The sequence below is a fragment of the Saccharopolyspora aridisoli genome (assembly GCF_004348445.1).
In the GTDB taxonomy this organism is placed as follows: domain Bacteria; phylum Actinomycetota; class Actinomycetes; order Mycobacteriales; family Pseudonocardiaceae; genus Saccharopolyspora; species Saccharopolyspora aridisoli.
In genome coordinates this window covers 1-19,453 of the sequence record NZ_SMKV01000014.1, presented here as the reverse complement: position 1 = coordinate 19,453, position 19,453 = coordinate 1, and the positions used below count along the sequence as shown (strand labels likewise).

At 64.2% G+C, this 19,453-nt stretch carries 18 protein-coding genes; 15 read left to right on the top strand and 3 right to left on the bottom strand.

Annotated elements, in window-relative coordinates; translation table 11 throughout:
* Window positions 1-10 precede the first annotated feature (10 nt).
* The 13 genes from E1161_RS13305 to E1161_RS13250 all read left to right on the top strand — a co-directional run bounded on the left by E1161_RS13305 (window position 11) and on the right by E1161_RS13250 (window position 13,587).
* Complete coding sequence (locus E1161_RS13305; RefSeq protein ID WP_132623169.1) at window positions 11-1,117, top strand: hypothetical protein; 1,107 nt, start codon at window positions 11-13, stop codon at window positions 1,115-1,117.
* Between the two features lie 9 nt (window positions 1,118-1,126).
* A complete protein-coding gene (locus E1161_RS28365; RefSeq protein ID WP_268951388.1) occupies window positions 1,127-1,261 on the top strand; it encodes a hypothetical protein in 135 nt (44 codons plus the stop codon).
* A 32-nt stretch (window positions 1,262-1,293) separates the two neighbouring features.
* Complete coding sequence (locus tag E1161_RS13300) at window positions 1,294-2,352, top strand: peptidoglycan recognition protein family protein (RefSeq protein WP_235875003.1); 1,059 nt, start codon at window positions 1,294-1,296, stop codon at window positions 2,350-2,352.
* Complete coding sequence (locus E1161_RS13295) at window positions 2,349-3,344, top strand: alpha-hydroxy acid oxidase (protein WP_132623167.1); 996 nt, start codon at window positions 2,349-2,351, stop codon at window positions 3,342-3,344. The genes E1161_RS13300 and E1161_RS13295 overlap by 4 nt, the downstream gene beginning before the upstream one ends.
* 103 nt (window positions 3,345-3,447) lie before the next feature.
* A complete protein-coding gene (locus E1161_RS13290; protein WP_132623165.1) occupies window positions 3,448-4,047 on the top strand; it encodes a hypothetical protein in 600 nt (199 codons plus the stop codon).
* 165 nt (window positions 4,048-4,212) lie between these two features.
* Complete coding sequence (locus tag E1161_RS13285; RefSeq protein ID WP_132623163.1) at window positions 4,213-5,013, top strand: PD-(D/E)XK nuclease family protein; 801 nt, start codon at window positions 4,213-4,215, stop codon at window positions 5,011-5,013.
* Between the two features lie 103 nt (window positions 5,014-5,116).
* Window positions 5,117-5,821, top strand: a complete 705-nt coding sequence (locus tag E1161_RS13280) for a recombination directionality factor (RefSeq protein WP_132623161.1) — start codon at window positions 5,117-5,119, stop codon at window positions 5,819-5,821.
* Window positions 5,822-6,016: 195 nt separating this feature from the next.
* Complete coding sequence (locus E1161_RS13275; protein ID WP_132623159.1) at window positions 6,017-6,226, top strand: hypothetical protein; 210 nt, start codon at window positions 6,017-6,019, stop codon at window positions 6,224-6,226.
* Window positions 6,223-6,633 carry a hypothetical protein gene (locus E1161_RS13270; protein ID WP_132623157.1) on the top strand — a complete coding sequence of 137 codons (411 nt, stop codon included), beginning with the start codon at window positions 6,223-6,225 and terminating at the stop codon, window positions 6,631-6,633. Before E1161_RS13275 ends, E1161_RS13270 begins: the two co-directional genes overlap by 4 nt.
* A gap of 2 nt (window positions 6,634-6,635) precedes the next feature.
* Window positions 6,636-8,777, top strand: coding sequence for a DUF3631 domain-containing protein (locus E1161_RS13265; protein WP_132623155.1), 2,142 nt, complete (start codon window positions 6,636-6,638; stop codon window positions 8,775-8,777).
* Window positions 8,778-8,788: 11 nt separating this feature from the next.
* The gene (locus E1161_RS13260; protein WP_132623153.1) at window positions 8,789-10,684 is read left to right on the top strand and encodes a DNA polymerase; all 1,896 of its coding nucleotides are present in this window, start codon (window positions 8,789-8,791) and stop codon (window positions 10,682-10,684) included.
* A gap of 408 nt (window positions 10,685-11,092) precedes the next feature.
* The gene (locus tag E1161_RS13255; protein ID WP_132623151.1) at window positions 11,093-11,929 is read left to right on the top strand and encodes a hypothetical protein; all 837 of its coding nucleotides are present in this window, start codon (window positions 11,093-11,095) and stop codon (window positions 11,927-11,929) included.
* Window positions 11,930-12,729: 800 nt separating this feature from the next.
* On the top strand, window positions 12,730-13,587 hold the full coding sequence (locus E1161_RS13250; RefSeq protein ID WP_235875002.1) for a hypothetical protein: 858 nt from the start codon (window positions 12,730-12,732) through the stop codon (window positions 13,585-13,587).
* On the opposite strand, the gene E1161_RS13245 is transcribed toward E1161_RS13250, so the two are convergent.
* Complete coding sequence (locus E1161_RS13245; RefSeq protein WP_132623149.1) at window positions 13,573-14,769, bottom strand: JmjC domain-containing protein; 1,197 nt, start codon at window positions 14,767-14,769, stop codon at window positions 13,573-13,575. The two genes, E1161_RS13250 and E1161_RS13245, sit on opposite strands and share 15 nt — an antisense overlap.
* A 77-nt stretch (window positions 14,770-14,846) precedes the next feature.
* Window positions 14,847-14,993: a hypothetical protein gene (locus tag E1161_RS27165; RefSeq protein WP_165939781.1), complete on the bottom strand. Its 147-nt coding sequence runs from the start codon at window positions 14,991-14,993 to the stop codon at window positions 14,847-14,849.
* 1,823 nt (window positions 14,994-16,816) lie between these two features.
* Between E1161_RS27165 and E1161_RS28060 the strand changes: the two genes are divergently transcribed.
* Window positions 16,817-17,818: a hypothetical protein gene (locus E1161_RS28060; protein WP_235875001.1), complete on the top strand. Its 1,002-nt coding sequence runs from the start codon at window positions 16,817-16,819 to the stop codon at window positions 17,816-17,818.
* On the opposite strand, the gene cutA is transcribed toward E1161_RS28060, so the two are convergent.
* A complete protein-coding gene (cutA, locus tag E1161_RS13235; RefSeq protein ID WP_132623147.1) occupies window positions 17,806-18,126 on the bottom strand; it encodes a divalent-cation tolerance protein CutA in 321 nt (106 codons plus the stop codon). The genes E1161_RS28060 and cutA overlap by 13 nt on opposite strands.
* Before the next feature lie 448 nt (window positions 18,127-18,574).
* Here cutA and E1161_RS13225 point away from each other — a divergent pair, with 448 nt between their 5' ends.
* Entirely contained in the window at window positions 18,575-19,051 is a 477-nt protein-coding gene (locus E1161_RS13225; protein ID WP_132623143.1) for a hypothetical protein, read from the top strand.
* The last annotated feature ends 402 nt before the right edge of the window (window positions 19,052-19,453 follow it).

Sequence of the window (19,453 nt, the reverse complement as noted above, 5' to 3'; positions counted from 1 at the left end):
GGCGGCGCCCATGATCGACGAATGGCGCGTGCTCGTCGCACGAACTACCACCGGACAGATCGTCGGCGACATCCGGATCTCTGACGTGCCGAAGTTCGAGCGCCGAATCTCCGACCCCGGCAGTTACACCGTCGAGGTCTACCTCGGCACCGGCGCAAACACGGCCGCCGACCTGCACGAGTTCACCGAGACCGGCGCCTACTCCTGGGTGGTGTGCTACGGCGATCACGTCGTGCAGGCCGGGCCAGTGCGCACCTGGCAGTTCACTGATTCCGCGCGCACGCTCTCGGTCTCCGGTGCCGGCATCGGGTCGGAGTTCGACCGCCGGGTACTGCGCAATCCTCGCGGCCACACGGCAATCACCGACCCTTCTGAGGACCTGGTGCTCCGAGACCTCTCGGTGCGTGGACTGATGGGGGAGTTGGTGCGGGCCAACCTTGCCCAGCGCGGCTACGGCCTGCCGATCGTGCTGCCGGAGCCCGAGCCCGGTCCGGAGTCGGTCACCTACTACGGCTACGACCTGGCCAACGTCTGGGAGCGGCTGCGGGATCTATCCACTCGGGAAGACGGTCCGGAGTTCGAGTTCCAGCCACGGCTGGTCGACGGCGGAACCCGAGTGGAATGGGTGCTCGATCTCGGAGACCCGCTTCTCGGGGCGCGCGACACCGCGCTCGTGTGGGACTACGGCGCCGCGATCGGGGCGATCGATCTCGACATCGATGGCAGCCGAACCCCGGCCGCCCGGGTATGGGTCAAGGGCGCCGGCGGAGGCCGAGACCTCCTGACCGGGGTCGCCGCCGTGGACCGGCCAGGAACGCCCCCGGTGGACGTGGTCAACACCGAGCACGTGTCAGAGCGACGCCAGGACGTTCTCGACTCCTACGCCCGCGCTTCCCTCGCCGCAGGTCAAGCGCCGGGCACCCGGTGGGAAACACACCTGCGACTCGACAAACCGGGATCAGGACTCGATGACTGGGCGCTCGGTGACGCTCCAACGATCGCGATTTCCCGGCACCCCTGGCTTGCCGACGGCATCTATCGACGCCGCGTAACCGGCTTCTCCGACGCCAGCGCAACCGAGATCGCCCTCGACCTGGACGTCATGCCACCACCGTAGGAGACAACTATGTCAACACAGGACGAACTCGCTCGCCGCATCAGAGCGCTGGAGCGGGCCTTCGACGAGCTGACTCGACGCCTTCCGCCCGCCCCGAGCCCCGTCGAAACCATCACCGATCTCCTTGACGAGGAGCGGCAGTGATCGACCTCGCACGCATCCTCCACGACGCCGGAGTGCGCACCGTCGTCGCACCTGGCTGGCAAAACCGAAGCGTCAGCGGCACACCGCCCCGTCCGATCGGCGTGCTCAACCACCACACCGCCACACCCTCCAGCGCACGCAACCCCGCACCGAGCGTGCAGCTCACGATCGACGGCCGTTCGGACCTAGCGGGGCCTCTGTGCCACATCGTGATCGGAACAGACGGCACCGCCCACGTGATCGCGGCTGGCCGGGCCAACCACGCCGGCCGCGCTCGCGCTTCGGGCCCGAACCCCGGTGGCGATGGCAACACCCTCTATCTCGGAGTGGAGTGGGACTACGACGGGACGCATCCGCCCAGCCGCGCCCAGTACGCCGCGGCGGTGCAGGTCAACGCCGCCCTGCTGCGTCACCTCCAACGCCCGGCCGAAGCCGCCCGAGGCCACCGCGAAACCTCCGTGACCGGGAAGGTCGACCCCGGTCATGTTGACCTCGACCAGTTCAGGCGCGACATCGCTTCGGCGATGGCCGCGCCTGCGGGAGACGACATGCAACTCAGTGACGAATTCACCGACTGGGCCGGAACGAAGAAAACAGTCCAGTCCCTCTTCGACGACCTCGACCGGCGGTTGGCGAGCTTCGAGCACATCTTCCTCAAGCCCGGTTCCGAACCGTCCCGTATTCCCGGGGACACCAACCGGACGAACCTGCGCGACGCGATCATGGACACCACCGCGCGCGTGGTGGAACTCCAGCGGGAGGCCGGACGTCCGGCACCGTGGCCCGAGCCGTTGCCTTCCGACAACCTTGCCCCGCCACCTCACCCCGAATCGCCGGAGACACCACAGTCGAAGGAGTCGGGGGGCGAAAAACCAGACGGCGCTTCGGAGCCGAGGCCCTCGCGTAAGCCGAGCCGCACCGTGGCCGCTGGTGGCGCTGCCGGCGCCGTCGGGACCGTCGCTGTCTGGATCGCAAGCCTCTACGGGGTTCAGATGCCCGAGCCTGTCGCCGCCTCGATCGTGCTCGTACTGAGCACGGTCATGACCTACCTCGTCCCCACCCCGGCACCGAAGCAGGAGGCCCGTCGATGACCACTCCGAACGCCGAGTTCTACGCCGCGCAGTCCGTCTTACCGCCGTCGACGTACGCTTTCGTCTCCGGCGGCGCGGGAACCGAGAGCACCGTCCGCCGCAACTTCGACGCATGGGAGGGGATGCGTCTTCCGCACCGGCTCCCGGCCAACGTTGGGCAGCGGGACATGTTCACCACGATTCTGGGCACCCAGTCGATGGCGCCGGTGGCCGTGGCCCCGATGGGCGGACTCGGTGCCGTCATGCCGGGCGCTGATCTCGCCATCGCCCGTGCCTGTGAGAAGGCAGGAGTGCCGATGGTCGTTTCGACGATGGCCTCCAGCACGATCGAGGACATCGCGGCGGCCGGTGCCGATCTGGCCTTTCAGCTCTATCCGATCCGTAACAGGGACGTGCAGGCCGATCTGATCGACCGTGCCGAACAGGCTGGCTACCACGCACTTGTCGTCACCATCGACACCCCGATGCGCCACGGCTCGGCGCGCGAGCAGACCACCGGGTTCACGCTTCCTACGCCTGCGAACTTCCACAATCTCGACGACGCCGAAATCGACCCCTCGTTTACCTGGGGCGACCTGGAAGTACTCGTGGGTAAGACTCGGATGCCGGTGTGGGTCAAGGGCGTGCTCACCGCCGAGCAAGCACAACGGGCGATGCGGGCAGGTGCCAACGGCGTGATCGTGTCCAACCACGGTGGCAGGCAGTCCGACGTCGCGCCGGCCACCGCAGGAGCGCTTCCCACCGTCGCGACGACCCTTGAGGGCCCCGGATTGCTCGTCGACTCGGGCGTTACGACCGGTTCCGACGTCCTGCGGGCACTCGCGCTCGGGGCGGATGGAGCCCTCATCGGGCGACAGGTCGTCTACGGGCTCGCCGCCGGCGGTGAACAGGGTGCGCACGCTGTGCTGACTCGCATCATCGGCGAGCTCGACCGTGCGATGGCGTGCGCCGGCTGTTCCACGCTCGGAGACGCCAAAACGCTCCGTGCATGACCATTACGCCTGGTCATCTCTAGGGGACTGGCGTCGTCGAAATATTCATCGGTAACATTCAGCCAGCTTGAAGAGAGACGCCGCTGGCGAGGGGGACGCGAACGTGGGCACGCCTGAAAACGCTGAGGACATCAGCGCTGAGGTTCGCGGGCGTGTGAACGCGGCCGTGCACCACCTTCGCGATGCACACAAAGCGTCAAAGTCAGAGAAGCAAAAAGAGGCGATCGGTCATCTGGCCGAAATCATGCTCTGGCTTCGCAAAAACTGCCGTCGGCTCGATGGCAAAATGGACCTAAACGGTCAATCGCGGGAATACAAAGCACTCATCAAGCGAATCCGCGAAGCAGCGGGTGATTCTGGCGATCCGCTGGACATACCCACTCAAGCTCGTCACAAAGTGACTGAGCTGCTGTTTCAAGATCCTGATATTACCGATGAGGTGCGCGCCGAATATGGTTTCGGCGCTGCGCCAGCGCATATCGTCGCGCGAAGAAAGCATGACGAGCGGCGGTCTCGTGAACGCGCTTTCCGGCGTTCTCCATTGGTCGAGAGTATCGAGCAACTTATCCGTGATGTGGAACAGCTAAGTCTGTCGCAGCTGGATGACGCGAGCGTGTCTGATTGCGAGGCTGTCGTTGAGAAGCTGAGTCGGCTGGAGACCCTGGTGAGGGAGCGACGCGACGAGATCGGCGAGATCTTCTAGCCGGCCTGACCTGTGATAACGGCCCGTCTTCCCCTGGTGGAAGGCGGGCCGTTGTTATCTCCACGTTCTGCTCTATTCGAGTGAATGCCTGCCGGGCTGTGCCCACCTATCTCGGTCCAGCACCCCTTACCTCGGTGCAACCACAGCCCGAGCGAAGGAACGCGTATGGCAGGCATACAAACCCTCAACCGCAGCGGATCGCGCTTCTACGTCGATCCGGACGACAGCAGCAAAAAGGCGCCAAGCGTGACCAGCATCGTCGCGATGCTGCCCAAACCCTTCCTCACCAGCTGGGCGGCAAAACTCACTGCTGAGAACGCGATCGACCACCTCGGGTCCATCGTGGACCTAGCGCTGACCGACCGAGCGGGCGCGATCGACTACATGAAGCGCGCCCACCGGCGCAACACCCAGGCCGCAGCCGACATCGGCACCGAGGTCCACGAACTGTTCGAGCGGATCGCCCGCGGTGAGGTCGTTCGCAGCGTCCACCCAGACCTGCGTCCCTACGTCGACCACATCCACGCATTCCACGACCGCTACCAGCCTGAGCACCGTCACATCGAAGACGCCGTTTGGTCCGACAAACACGACTACGCGGGCAGTTTCGACACGATCGGTGATATCGACGGTGAAACGGTGATTCTGGACGTCAAGACCACGAGGTCCGGAGTCCATGAGGATGTCGCTCTCCAACTGAGCGCGTACGCCTACGCCGACCGCATCATCAAGCAGGACGGATCCTCGGAACCGGTTCCCGACATCCATGCCGGCGCGGTGCTGCACCTGCGACCCGAGGGTTGGAAGCTCGTGCCGGTCCGCATTGATGAAGAGGTGCTGGGGTATTTCCTGCACCTACGCCAGATCTTCGATTGGAACAGCGAGGTCTGCAAAACCGTCATCGGCAAGCCGGACTACGAATCCGTGGCCTCGACAGGATCGCAGCGCCGGAAGTCGAAGAGTTAAGTGGTCGCCTGAAGGCGACAAATCACCCCGAGCTCATCGCCGCAGCTTCAGTGCTGATTGGCCTGCCAATGGCTGTTGTCTCAATTTTCCTGACAGGAGCATCATGACCCTGCGCATTTGGGAAACCGACCCTGATTCCAAGCCGCGCCCTCGAAACCGTTACGTCGAAGACGTCGTGGGCTACATCCACGGCGGAATGATGATCAAGACCAAGCCGGTGTCGTTGTCGGAGTGGCGCTTCACCACGGACGACCCCGAGGTGGCCGCACGCATCGCGGAGCTCTACGGCGGCGAGGTCGAGGAGTGGGACACCGAGCGGGCCAACAACCAGCAAGTCCTATCCGAGACCTCGCGCATCGAGCTGGTCATCGACGACCCGGACGCCCTGCGCTCCCGCATGGTGCTGTGGGGACGCAAGGGAATCATCCACGCCTGCGATGGCCTCTACTTCGTCGATGGTGAGGATCGCGGGCAGCCCTGCGGCTGCCCGCCCGAGTTCTCCGTCCGCAAGGCCAACGCGGAGAAGGGCACCGGGCCGCAGCCAGAGATCACGCTCAAAGCGCGGTTGGCGGCGGACGAGAAGCTGGGCTTTTTCCTGTATCGCACGAGCTCGTGGACGCTGACCAAGGAGCTCCATGAGATCGAAGCCGCGATCGCCGAAGCCGGAGGGGAGGGTAGCCGGGTTCGGCTGACCTTGAGTCTGGAGCACGTGGAGTTCACCACGAAGAAGGGCCAGCACGTCGACTATCACCGGCCCGCGCTGACCGACATCACCACGGACACGACCTCGTTGGAAGCCGCAGCGTAGCCATGCCGCTCACTGCGCCCCGGTCGTCCCTACCTGGGAAACCGGGGCGTATTTCGCGTCCCAGGAGCCCTCGTGCCAGCTGAGTCCGCACCGTCCGAAACCGAAATCCCCGAACTTCCCTACACCGCGCGTCCGCGCCGGCGACGGCACTTCCCACCACCGCCGAACCGCGAACACTACTGAACGGAGGTTGCCATGCCCGTTTACGTCTACCTCGCTGGATTCTCCTGGGCGACGGCCGACACCGGACATCAAGAGTGCTCCCAGACGGAGCTGACCCGCGCTTACGAGTCCATCAGTGTCCTGTGCGACGAGCTGGAGCAGACCCAGCGTGCGCTCGCAACCAAGGATCGGGAGCTGACGTCGCTCAAGCGACGCCTGTCCGATCTGGCAGGTACGGCATGAGCCGAGCCCGAGCGACCGGCACGAACTGGGAACGCCGGTGCGCCAACTACTACTCGCAAGTGCTGGGCACACCGGTTCGCCGACTGGCTCAACACGGCGTGCTCGACATCGGCGATCTGGAAGGGATCTACCTGCACGCGGCTGAAGCCAAGGCACACCGCAAGTGGGACGTTTTGGAGTGGGTCCGGCAGGCCCGGCGGGAGGCCGACAACAAGGGAGTGCCCTTCCACGTGGTTCTGGCCAAGCGCCCGCCTATCGCTACGCCGGAGTGCTTGGCGATTTCCACGATCGCCAACCACGCCGCCCTGGTCGCACGGCTGCGCGATGCCGAGGAAGCACTTCAGCGCGCCGATCCGGCCACCTACCGCGTACACGTGGCCGAACACGGGACACCATCACGGAGGTAGCGGTGCACATCGACACGCTGGTGCAGCGGCTCGCGGCGGGGGGACCGGCTGAGCAGCGCAGTGACGGGTGGCTGGTGCGCTGCCCCGTACATCGGGACCGCCACCCCTCCCTGTTGATCAGCGTGAGCCCGGAACGCAAAGCCATCTTGCACTGCCGTTCCCAGGGGTGCGACGTCGCCGCCATGCTCAAACAGGTGGGACTGGCCTGGTCAGACCTCTTCGACGTCACCGGCGAGATCACCGCGGGAACAGCTCCCTCAACCGAGCTCGACACTGCCGATATCGCCGCGCTCACCGCCTACCTGGACCGCGCCCAAATGGCCTTCGCTGGCTCGCCGGCCGCCACCTACGCACGCCAGCGATTCGGCATCACCGAGGACATCGCTCGGGAGCTACGCCTGGGGTTCGACGCTGGCACCACACCGTTCGTCCACCTCTCGGACTCCTTCCGCGAACACCCTCGGCTGGTCGTGCCCTTCTGCACAACCGACGGCATCGCGCACGGAGCACAAGGCCGCGACCTGTCAGGCACAGACCCGAATCGGTGGGCGGGACTAACCAACCCGGAGGGCAAGAGGTGGACGCACTTGGCCTGGTTCAGCCGCCAGGCACACGGCCCCGTTGTGGTCACCGAAGGGCCGAGTGACGGACTTGTGGTCGCCGCGACCGGCTTCACCGCGGTGGCCGTGGCGGGTGCCTCGCACGCTCGCCGACGAGCTACGGCGGAAGCGATCGTAGCCGGAAACGCTGGACGGGAGATCGTGCTCGCCGGCGATGCAGACGAGAGCGGACAGCAGTTCAACACCCACCTCACCGAGCACCTGGCCGAGATCGGAATTCGCGCTCGCTGGCTGTCACTGCCTTCCGGGTGCGGCGATCTGGCCGACTGGCGTCAGCACAGCGGCGACAGCTTCGCCGACGAGTTCGGCGAGGCGATCCGGACGGCCCGGCCGAAACCGCTCGACGGCGACTTCGATGACGACCCAGCCGAGTTGCTTGAGGAAGTCCGCACGTTCTTGCAACGGTTCCTGCTCATCGAGCCCTCAGCGTGGTTCGACGTCATCACGCTGTGGATCGCCGCGACGTACTTTCTGCGCCGCACCGAAGCCGCCGACGTCGCTCCGCGACTGGGGTTTTTATCCACAGTGCCGGGATCGGGCAAAACATTGGCGTTAGATCTGGTGTGCCGGCTCGTGCAAGGGCGGCTGGCGGTGGACCCCACTGCGGCGTCAGTGCTGCGCACGATCAACGCGCTGACCCACGAAGACTCTGACCCGGGCAAGCCTGATGTACCGGTGCCGCTGGGCTTGGACGAGGTCGACAACCTCTATGCCGCACGAGGCCAAGACACCAGCAGCATCACCGCAGTGTTGAACAGTGGCTATAAGCGGGGTCAGGACACCATCCGAGCCGACACCAACGACCAGCGTAAGGCGATCTCCTACACGACGTTCGCTCCAATCGTCTGGGCTGGCCTGGCTCGCGCCGCTCTGCCGGATGCCCTGCTCTCGCGCACTTTCGTGGTGTCGATGCAACAGGCCATGCCACACGAACGCCCGGCGTCGTTTCGCCCACGTCGGGACGGCCCGGTCGCCGATGACCTGGCAGCGAAGTTGGCGTCTTGGACTGCCTCGGTCGCCGACGACGACGCGGTGAGCACCGTCCTGGATCAGGTCGAAGACGAGCTGGCGCCGATGGTCTCCAACCGGGACCTGGAGCTGTGGTCAGTGCTCTCACTTCCCGCGGTGATGGCCGGTGGGCAGTGGCCGGCGCGGGCCTACGCCGCGTGCGAAGCGCTCCGCAATGCGGGCAAGGACCAGGCTGAGAACATCAGCGTTCGGTTCCTTCGGGCCACGCGCGACGTCTACCGCTCGGGCAACTGGGGGCGCGGGATCAACGACCGCGTGGTGTTCCGTTCGGCTCTGGCCGAGCGCGTCATCGACGCCGATGCCATCTTCGCACGCTGGGGCCGAGGTCAAGGTATCGACGACGAACATGTACGCCGGTTCCTGGCTGAGTTTGGCGTGCGGCCAGTCGTTGTCCGCGTCGGCAAGGAAACAGGTAGGGGCTTCCGGTGGGCTGACCTGATGCCGCCGTGGAATCGCTATCTCGGTGAAGACCCCGACGAACCCATCACGGAATGAGGGAGGTGACCATGCGCAGCTATTCCTACCGCGTTGCCGGCGAGCAGACGGTGACATTCGTACCGGAGTCCAGCGATGACTTGGAGGAGTTCGCGGCCTGGGTTCGGCGTGAACACGGTCGCGTGATCGGGGTCGATACCGAGGGCACCGGGCTGGACACCTACGCAGCAGGCAACCGCCTGCGCACCGTGCAGTTCGGCACAGGCACCGAAGCTTGGGTGGTGCGGGTCGAACATCGACCCCAGTTCGAGGCAGCCGCACGGAACGCACTGCTGGGGCTACCCCGGATTGCGCTGCACAACGCGCCGTTTGACTGGCTCGTACTCGACCGGCACCTGCGCGTCCCGATGGAGGTGCTGGCACACAAGACCGTCGACACACGGATTCTCGCTCACCTGCTGGACCCCAGAGGCCCGGAAGACGGTGGGATTGGCCACGGCTTGAAGTCGCTGTCACAGCATCACATCGACCCCGACGCCCCGGATACCCAAGAGGGCCTGATCAGCGTGTTCCGGCAGCTCGGGCACACCAAAGCCACCGGCTGGGCGGCGATTCCATCCGACCACCCGACCTACCTGCGCTACGCCGGACTCGACGTCATCTTCACCTCCCGCCTGCTGGACGTGCTTGGCCCACTCGTGCACGAGCGCAGTTTGGAGCGCCTTGCTGACTTCGAACACCAGGTAGCACGGGTCTGCGCCACGATGGAACGTCGCGGCGTCTTGATCGACAAGCCCTACGTCGACGAACTGTCGTCGCGACTGGCAACCGAGGCGGAGCACCACCGCAACCGCGCCAAGCGGTACGGAGTCTCGACGATCGGGTCCACCCGCCAGGTTGCCGACGCGCTCGTGGCGATGGGCGAAGTTCTTACCGACACCACCGCCAGCGGGGCACTGCAAGTCGACAAAGACGTGCTGCTGCCACTGGCCGACCTCGATCCGCAGTGGGAGCGCCTCGGTGTCCGCGAGCCCAACCCGCTCGCCGATGCTGTCGTGCGCGCCAAGCGCGCGTCGAAGTGGCTGACGACCTACGCCGACGCGATGGCTGCCGGTCTCGATGAACGGTCCCGACTGCACCCGAAGATCAATTCACTACAGGCGCGTACCGCGCGCATGTCGATCAGCAAGCCGCCATTGCAGCAGCTCCCCGGCGGAGACAGCACTATCCGCAAGGCGATGGTGGCCAAACCCGGCAACATCATCGGCAGCGTCGACTACACCGCCATCGAAATGCGGGTCTTGGCCGCCCTAGCCGGCGACCGCGCGATGGTCACCGCCATCAGAGACGGCGCCGATCTGCACGACTTCACCGCAGAGCAGATCTACGGACCGGACTTCACCAAGCGCCACCGCAAGGTGGCCAAGACCACCGGGTTCGCCAAGGTCTACGGCGGTGGTGTCGAGTCGATCGCGCGTCAGACCGGAGTACCGGAGGCCGATGTCCGCCGTGCGATCGCCGCCTACGACCGGACCTTCCCCGGCATCAAACGCTACTCAGCCCGCCTGACCGCACGAGGTAAGTACGGGGCGAAAGAGCTGATCTCGCCCACTGGTCGCATCCTGCCGCTGGACCGCAGCAGGCTCTACGCCGCAACGAACTACATGGTCCAAAGCCTCGCCCGTGACGTCTTCGCCCAAGGTCTCCTGGGCTTGGACAAGGAGGGTCTGACCGCCTACCTGCGATTGCCGGTGCACGACGAAGTGATCTTCGAGGTAGACGAGGACGATGCCTTCGAAATCGCCGAGACGATCCAAGCGACCTTGGCCGTGGCCGACTTCTTCGGTGTCCCGTTGGACACCGAAGCCGAGCTCTTCGGGCCGGCCTGGGAACCCTCTGCCACCCGCTACGTCCGGACAGGAGACGGCTCATGGACCAGGACAAGCCCAGTATCCGATGCCGCCTGAAGTCCGACTGGCCCCAAGGCAGCTCATGGCAGAAAACGGTACCGCCAAAAGGGTGGAGCGTAATTTCAAACAATTGTGGCTAGGTAATTCCACCCAGCTGCAATAGGGCAAATTCGTCCCATTACTCCAAAAGCGTGTGATAAGCCAGACGGAACCCTGGCTGCGCAATAAGATCGTTACTTTTCGCACTTTCAAGATCGAGAGCAACCACGTAGCTTTCTCACGGTACGTGTTCCCTGGGGTGGGGTTGTCACTCTGACGAGTGGCATCCGAGGGGGCGAGGGGGGCATGCCCGGCACAGGCCAGCGTCCTACTTAACGTCGAAAGTATGCACTGGCCGGTCACGAGAGTAGCGAAGGGCTTGCTGACGCACATGACTACGGAACGTGGTTGTATAGGGGGAGTTCAGTGGATGGGGGCACGTTTGAAGAGCGCATCTCGGCGACCAGAGAAGCAGTTTTCGGGAACAACCAGCTCTCCAACGTGGCACGCGCACTCGTGCGCAATGTTGGATTTCAGGATGTCGCCGAGAACTATGACGAGCCGGAATACCTCGTTAGCTTGATCAGCCAGCGACGCGACTCCGTCGCCGAGCTTGCTCTATACCGCCACTACACGGTGATGATTGAATCGATCGGCGCCCGGTTCGGGCGGCACCCCGCTTTTGGTCCGGATGACGGACACCAGGAAGGTGCACTTGCCCTGCTGGAGATGGCACGCAATGGCGCTGCTGACTTCACCCGGCGTGCCAAGCGCGCGATCACCAACCGCGTGGCGACGGAAGCCTCACGCCATTCGCGTGCCGTGACCGGCTACTCACGCGATCAGCTCCGCACCGTGGCCACGGCCTTGGAGGACGCCGACCATGACGTCGATGTCGCGCGAGCTGCCGTGACCAACCACCCGGACATCAACCGGCGAATGAAGCCCGACACGTTCGACGCGATCGCCGCGCTTCTGCTTCCCGCAGCTCCCTCTACGGATGAAGCCGATCTCGATCCGGTCGACCCGTCATGGCCGGAGGACGCCACCGCTGCCTACGTCGATGAGCTGCTGCACCATCGGACCGTCAGCGCCGCCGACTACGAGCTGCTGTGTCGCGCCTACGGCTTGGCCGGCTTCAAGCCGCATACCGACGACGCCCTCGGCCTGCACTACGGAGTAGACCGAAGTGTCGCTGGAAAACAGCGCCGCAAGGTGCTGACCACGCTGCGCACCGCCGCAAAGGAGATCGCAGCAGCGTGACCAGCCTGTGCCTGGAAGCACAGCCAGCGATTCCACCGCTGCAACGGTGGAATCGCCATGTCGAAACCCTGTCTCAACCAGTGGAATCGACCGGGCGACCGTACAGCAGCCAAGGAGATTGTCTCCAACTTCGCCTCGGCTGTTCTGGTCGCCTCGGTCCCGAGAAGGAGGAGCCGTGCCCGAGCTCAGTACAGACGCCCTCGTTCCGGCGGCCCGATTCACCATGCAAACCGTGTGGGAGGTCTACTCGAAGCACAAAGAATTCCTAGGCACGGTCCGCCGCATCGAACGATCAGGCGCCACGGTCTACGAGCCAGAGCGCAAAGACGGCAAGCCGGTGCCGGTGCCAAGGGGCTCATCGCGCCGCCCTGGATGGCCGTCGAAGGACGCTGCAGCCGCAGCTCTCGTACTCTCCTACGGCTGAAACGGCGACTCCCACGAATGCATAGAGCCCTCTCCCCAGCTTCGATCGGGAGAAGGCTCTTGGCATTTTCAGGTCGCCGATGTGTTGAGCAAGGTTCACCGGGCCCCGAACAGGCCGGGGAGTATGTAAGCCCAGGCGCTGACACACCCCGCAGCCTTCCCGACCTCGCGGCGCTGGACCGACCTTGCGCGGCAAGTAGTTCGTCATGCTTGCTAGATCGACGCGGAATCCGGTGCCACAGGTTCCGACCTTCACTAGACTTGTTCAAGCTGACAGCCCCAGAGGCTAAAGACAGGCAGACCGCCCACCCAGAGGGCTTCAGTACACGTCGGCCAATTGGATCAAGCTCGTTCATGGATGATTGGTGCGTTGCTAAGTGTCGAAGGAGCTGTTCGCTGTGACCGCTACTCAACCGCCCGCGGTTTTCGACGTCCGCGAGAACCGGCACGAGGATGTTCTTGACCGTGTCGAACAGGCGTTGGGGGTGCGTCTCGATCGGGCGTCTGTGGTCTACGGGGAGCACGGGGCTACGGAGGGCTTCCGCACCAGCGACGGCACTTGGGTAAGAGTGGAACGCCGCCAGCGGTGGCGGATCAACAGCGCGGTGTGGATCGGGTTGGAAGCTGCGGCGACGATCCGTGGGGTTAAGAAGCCTGAGTGGTTCCAAAGCGCTACGTGGTCCGATACGACTAGGGACGTCGTGTGGCGTGTGGACGAGGTGGAGTTGATTACGTCCCCCGTGGTGGGTGATCTTGCGACGGCCGCGACGCTTCCAGATTCGTGGTGGACGGGCCTACATGAGTCGCTGGCCGCGCTGGGAACGCACCCAACCGAACGGGTCGGTATGAGCCAAGCTCACCTCACCAAGAGGATCACCGAGGTCTTCGAAGGCGTCGATACCATTGTGGATGAGTGGGCGACTGCGCACACGGACCTGCATTGGGGCAACCTCTCCACAGAGGGCCACATCATTGACTGGGAAGACTGGGGCGCGGCGCCGCGTGGGCACGATGCCGCGACCTTGTGGCAATCGGCGCTGCCTGACCGCCGGATGGCCTCGCGGGTACAGCACGAATTCTCTGCTGATCTTGAAACTCGTTCGGGCAAGCTTGCACAGCTGTTGCAGTGCGCCAACGCGATCCGAGCTGCCGCCCGCCGCGGAGCGCCGACACCACTGTCTGAACCCGCGCGGGCGGCTGCGGACGTTCTGCTTGCTGAACTAAGGCGTGCGTGAACCTACGCCAACGTAGCCCGCCGCTAGTTCCTCGGTCAGCTCCCCGCACAAGCCTTCATCGAGCAGAGCCCTGGCGAGCACATCGGCATTGACTCCCGTGGTCTTGGTGACCTGGTGAACATTCGCCGGGTTGCCTGACAGCAGTAGGCGTAGCGCCGGTTCAGCCTTGGCCGCGAACGTCATTTCCTTGCCGGCGGCGACAACCTCGACGGTGGAGCCGTTCGCGTGGATGCGCGGAGGGAAGTCGGCCATGCACACCACGTCGGTGACCGGACCGAAGACCCCGGATGTAGTGACATGCCTCCGCGATGGGCGCTCCTGCTCGCGGGCGGCGAGGTACACGTCCTGCGAGTACTGCGCGAGGAGCTGCGGCACCCGCTCGGCGAGCGCGGCCGAGCTGCCCTCGCGATCCAGATCGAGCCGGAACGCCTCATCCGTACGGGACCGGTCGGCGACCCACGAAAGCCAGTCCACCCCGGTCCGCTTTACGAATCCGAACGTCGCGTGCAGGCTGTAGCCAGCATCGTCGCCGGACCGGTCAGTACGGGTGGCCTGGTGCCAGAATCCGCGCGGAATGTGCATGACGTCCCCAGCCCGCATAGTGCCGGACCAGACGATTTCCTCTGGCGGCTCGCCTGAGTGGTCGGTGTCTCGGTACATCGGCGCGACACGGCTGGTCCCGCGTACCTCCCACGATTTCTCGCCACCAAGCTGCACGATCAGGACATCATGGTCGTCCCAATGCAAGTTGAACCCAGCCGCGTCGGCCGTGGTCAGGTAGGTGTTCACCTGTACCAGCTCGCGGGACCACCACTGCAATGCCTGACAGGCGATCTCCATCGTGGGGTCGAACGCGTCGAGCGTGTCCAGCACGACGGTGCAGCCATCACCGAGGAACTGAGCGAGGCGTTCCATCCGCGCCATCGACAGGCTTTGCCCACGACGCGTCACTACGTTCCTCAGATACCGGTCCGGGTGCATTTCCTCACCGTGCTGGAACACCCGGAACTGCGGGAACTCCAACGACCGCCGCATGATGACATCCAGCAACCGCGTTGGAGTCAGGATTCGTTGGCACAGCGCCGGATCGTTCATGCTGCCGTGGGCAAACCCGGCGCCAAGCGGACGAGAATTACTCCATCCCAACGCCTTTTCGATCGATTCGACTAGGTAGTGATCCACAATTCCCTCCTTGCTCGTAAGAACGGTGGGCAGACCGACGAGCGCGGATTGGTCTGCCCACCGTCACAACAACGCGCTTACTCCGGAATGTTCAGTCCGTCGCCGCCCTGGTCTCCGTGGCCGTCGCCACCGCCGGACTTGGACGGGTCTCCGTGCGACAGATCCATGCGGTCACGCACGACCGACACCTTCCGCACACCGATCACCAAGTTGTCTTCCTCCATCTGCTTTCCCTCCCTTCGTTGCTCGCTTCTTCACGCTGGCGTGAACCGCCAACGCTGCATACCTCCGGGCGGGCACTCTTACCCACGCAGAGGAAGGTCGGAGATGCTGTTTCTACAGGCGCCTTTTCAGCGCTTCCAGCAGCTGCGCCAGAAACTCTGGCGTTGGCTTGGCCCACCCCTGGCTGAGGGAGAGGTCATCCACTAGCTGCAAGGTCTGCGTAGGCATGTCATCAGCGAGATCGCCGGACCAGGCGGTGACGTACCCGTCTGGGCTCTCGTTCGCGGAGTGTTTGCCCACGGCGCCGCAAGTCATCGTCTTGCGGTCACCGATTCGTCGGTGTTGAGCTCGTCGATCACGCGGGTCAACTCGTCGACGAAGTTGCCGATGTGGTCTTTCGGCACGTGAAGCACGGTGGCCGCAGCCCTGGCCGGCACCAGTATCGCGAGTCCACGCGACGTGGACCTGAGACGGAGGCAGGTCGGGTTTCCGAGGCCGTCCTCGGCCGAAATCTCGCTCCAGTGCATGACTGGTTCTCCTTACGAATTCCTCGCCAGCGTGGTCAGTGCGGTTCGGGGCTGCCGCACTGACCACGGCGGCTATGAAACCCAGTCCAGCGCCGAGGCTTCGGGGCTCCGCGCTGGACCGGGGTCTAGAAGTGAAAAACGTCAACTCGCTCGTAGCCGTGGCTATCCACGGTCGACTGCCAGAGGCATTGCCCGCAGAAGGTCTCGATCCCCAGTGATTCGGGCTTTGAGCGCGTGCCGGGCTTGGCCAGAGCGATCTGGCCTCCGCACAACTGTGCGACCTTTGTCCCGTCGTCCAACCTCGTGGGATCTGTGGTCGTCGCATGTCGTTGGTCGGATTCGTGATCCACGACCCACCAGAACGTGAAGATCCCGCCTCGGATGTTCATGACGGCACCTCTGGACCAGGGTGGGTGCGGCCGGCGGGAACTCCCTGTTCCTCGCTCCCCACCGGCCGCCCCATACCGCCGCGCGCCAGGTGGAGGGCCCGTCGCGGCGTGGCGGCGTCAACTTGGCTTCTCGGTCTGCTGTCAATCAGGCGTAGGAGGACCAACGGTCCGCCGAGCATGGCGGCTGCCAGGAAGGTCAGGATCAGATCTACTGCCATGTGTTCGTACCGCCTTGGTCGTGGTCCTCGCTGGCGGCTTGGTGCCAGCAGCCGAGCCAGCGGTGGAGGCGACATGTCCGGCTGCTGGAACCGACTGTGAACCCCGTTGGCCTGTAGAGGAATTGCTACGACGCATAGCCGTATGCAGCAGGTATGCCTGTGATCCATAAACCGAGGCACAACGGGATATTGCTCGGTTACACTGCGAGCGATCACTACGCTACGGAGTGAATCGCACATGGGGATGAACACGTGCGCAGACTGCGGATGCCGACTCGCTGGGGATCAACACGGCAAACGGTGTAGTCCATGCGCCCGTCGAGCTCAGTACCGGGAAGCTGAGCAGCCGCCTACGCCTCCCAATGACTTTTGGGAGCGCGAGGACGTTCGTGCTGCTATCGCTGAGCAACACTTTGGTCGTATCGTCCGGTTGTACCGTTTTGCGTTTGTGCCCGCGATCAATCAAGCAACGATGGCCGAGTGGTTGGGAATTGGGCAAAGTCAACTAAGCCGCATCGAACGGGACCGGCCACCGACCGATCTCGCCAAGCTTGGACGGTGGGCACACCTACTTCGTGCGCCCGCGTCCGCGCTGTGGTTTCGGTTCGGCTATGTGTCGGATGCATCGCCAGCAGATGGGCCACCACCTACCCTCGCGCCGTATACGCACCACGACCGAGGAGATGACGACGTGGATCGCCGTGACGTCCTCAAGTTGGCAAGCGCAGCCATTATGAGTGCTGCGCCGTGGCAGAAGCTCGCCGACACAATCGAACACGGTCGCGCCCCTGATGAGCGCACGATCGACCTGGTGCAGGACCGCACAACCGAGTTTTTCCACCTGGAGGAAACGACGCCCTCTAGGACGATCCTGGCGTCGCTCGCGGAGCACGGACGGACGTTGCAGGATCTGCTCGCCGTGACGTCGAACGAGCGAGATCGGCGTCGTTTGTTGTCCGCCGCTGGTGAGAGCGAAGCGCTCGCCGGGTGGCTGGCATTCGATCTCTCGAAGCCGCGCGAAGCGCTCAGGCGTTACCGCGAGGCCATGCGAATGGCCGAGGAAGCCGGCGATGGACCACTGACCGCATGCATCCTGAACTACTGGTCGTATCTGCTTGCTTCGCAGGACAAGTCGTATGAGGCTGTCGAAGTACTCGCTAAAGCGGGGGAACACGTGCGCGGTTCTGCGCCAACAACGCAGGCTTGGGTCGCAGCAAGACAAGCTGAGGAAGCTGCTCGAATTGGGGCGACCTCGACGGTGGAGCGGGCGCTTGAGCGGGCCTTCACCGCTTATGACTACGCGCGTCCGCACCATGAGCGTTCGTGGACCAGCTTCTTTGGTGCTTCCCGGCTTGGGAGCTTGGCAGTTTCGTCGTACGGCCGTTTGGGACACCGCGAGACAGACAGTCTCGCTGGTTCCCTGCTCAAGTCCCTGTCGCCGTCAGAAACCAAGGTCCGTGCCCTAGTGGTGTCTGATTTGGCACTTTCCGCAGCAGCCAACGCTGACTACGACCGTGCTGATGGATTGGCCAGGCAAGCCCTCCCGATGGCTGTTCGCTATGAGGCGAGCCTCGCGCAAGACAGGTTGTGGGAGCTGACCGAGACGCTGCCGCAGCCTGGTGGGCGTGGCATCGCCAATGACCTGCGGCAGCGCATCACATCCGGTCTGGCAGGAAAACGTCAGGAGGCTTGAGTCTCCTCGTCAATCCACTTCAAGTACGCATCATTTCCGGCTGTGATCGGGGTGACGATCACTTCCGGGACGTCGTAGTCGTGGTTGGTCTTGATGTGCTCGATCACAGCATCGGTGCGGCCAGCAGCAGTCTTGATCTGCAACTGCCATTCGGGGTCGTCCTGGGCAGCGCCATCCCACACGTAGAAGCTGCGGATCGGAACGACCTGCACGCATGCTCCAAGACGAGCTTCCACGATGCTCCGCGCGAGGGTGGCCGCCTTGTCTTCTGAATCTGTCGTGGTCACAACCTGCACGTAGTCAGCCATGTCGTCAGCGTACTGCCCTTGAGGTCAGGGATCGACGATCATTGCGGTCGAGAAGGGGCATCCTCCCGAGGTTCTACGACATCCGCCGGCAGCCAGCCGGTATGCAGAACACCTTCGAAACCATCGCCTCGACGCACGCGAAACCGGACCTCGGCCAGCCACCCTCCGGTTGTGGTGCGCAGCCACGCGCTTAGCTCGCCGGGAACCACAGCCTGGACATCCCACGCCTCTCGGAACGGTTGGACCGCAGCGGTGACCGGGTAAAGGCGGGAGAGGTGTGGGCGAACGCGACGGTCGTCGCCTCGCTTCCATGACGGCTCCGGATGGACCATATCGAACACAGCTTCTAGTATGGGTGTTGCGTGCCTCCGGATGCACGCCTCGGCCCCGCAGCCGACGAAGTTCGCGCATGACCGACGTAGATGTTTCCACCGCGGAGAGAGTCTAGATGAAGCCGCAGAAGATCCATCTGGACATACGGGTGGATACAGACGAGACGATGAAGACAGTCGAGGCGCTGGAGCAAGTGGCGGCGAGCGTCGGACAGGCGTTGAACTGCACCTTCGTCGAAGGTGAGTTTCAACGGTGGTACGCGCAAGTCGCCTATGTGTTCGGTCTGAAGCTCTCCGTGGTGGGTGTGGCCGGAATCGGCGGCAAGGATGTGGCCAAACTCGTCGGAAGCGTCATCGAGAAGGGATTCCGTTACGCCCCGGACGGCAGTGGGTTGGCCGAGATCGAGCGGGTGGACATCAGCGACTACATGGTTGACTTGCTCACCATCCGCACCGAACTCCAGTGGTACCGGCCTACCCCTGAAGACCGGGCCGCTGAACGTGCAGCGGCCGGCAGGTTCGACGACATGCTCGGCGGAGTCGGCCCGCGGGGGTGGACGACCGACGACGAGGAGAAATTCGGCGACTGGTAACCGAATTCGGGCACGTGCACGACCGGCTCACCTTTCACACAAGGTCCCAGCTCTCTTCGATGGTGTAGCTGTATTGGAAACCACATCCAGTAAGATGTGTATCAGACTTGATCGCTTGGACGATCAGAGGTCCGTCGGTCAAGGTGAGCGCTCCCTCGGGGATGGGTGGAGTTTCCGCAGGTGATCAGCACTGTCGGCAGCCACCGGCCGGACTCCCGGCCCAGTATTGCACCCGGGCAACACCGCCCCCGCCGGGTCCAGTCCCAGCAACGGCCCGAAGTGACTCATCTCGCCCGCTCCTCCGGGTGGAGGACGCCCACGACCGTGGTCGCGCCCGCGCCGTTGGTCAGCAGGTGCGTCGCCCGGCGGGCGGGGGATTGTGGGTGGGGATGGGGTGGTGGG

Coding starts and splice junctions, on each gene's coding strand:
- cutA (WP_132623147.1), bottom strand. CDS start 18,126: ATGGCTGACTACGTGCAGGTTGTGACCACGACAGATTCAGAAGACAAG.
- E1161_RS13275 (WP_132623159.1), top strand. CDS start 6,017: ATGCCCGTTTACGTCTACCTCGCTGGATTCTCCTGGGCGACGGCCGAC.
- E1161_RS13270 (WP_132623157.1), top strand. CDS start 6,223: ATGAGCCGAGCCCGAGCGACCGGCACGAACTGGGAACGCCGGTGCGCC.
- E1161_RS13225 (WP_132623143.1), top strand. CDS start 18,575: ATGAAGCCGCAGAAGATCCATCTGGACATACGGGTGGATACAGACGAG.
- E1161_RS13280 (WP_132623161.1), top strand. CDS start 5,117: ATGACCCTGCGCATTTGGGAAACCGACCCTGATTCCAAGCCGCGCCCT.
- E1161_RS28365 (WP_268951388.1), top strand. CDS start 1,127: ATGTCAACACAGGACGAACTCGCTCGCCGCATCAGAGCGCTGGAGCGG.
- E1161_RS13285 (WP_132623163.1), top strand. CDS start 4,213: ATGGCAGGCATACAAACCCTCAACCGCAGCGGATCGCGCTTCTACGTC.
- E1161_RS27165 (WP_165939781.1), bottom strand. CDS start 14,993: ATGGAGGAAGACAACTTGGTGATCGGTGTGCGGAAGGTGTCGGTCGTG.
- E1161_RS13305 (WP_132623169.1), top strand. CDS start 11: ATGATCGACGAATGGCGCGTGCTCGTCGCACGAACTACCACCGGACAG.
- E1161_RS13260 (WP_132623153.1), top strand. CDS start 8,789: ATGCGCAGCTATTCCTACCGCGTTGCCGGCGAGCAGACGGTGACATTC.
- E1161_RS13295 (WP_132623167.1), top strand. CDS start 2,349: ATGACCACTCCGAACGCCGAGTTCTACGCCGCGCAGTCCGTCTTACCG.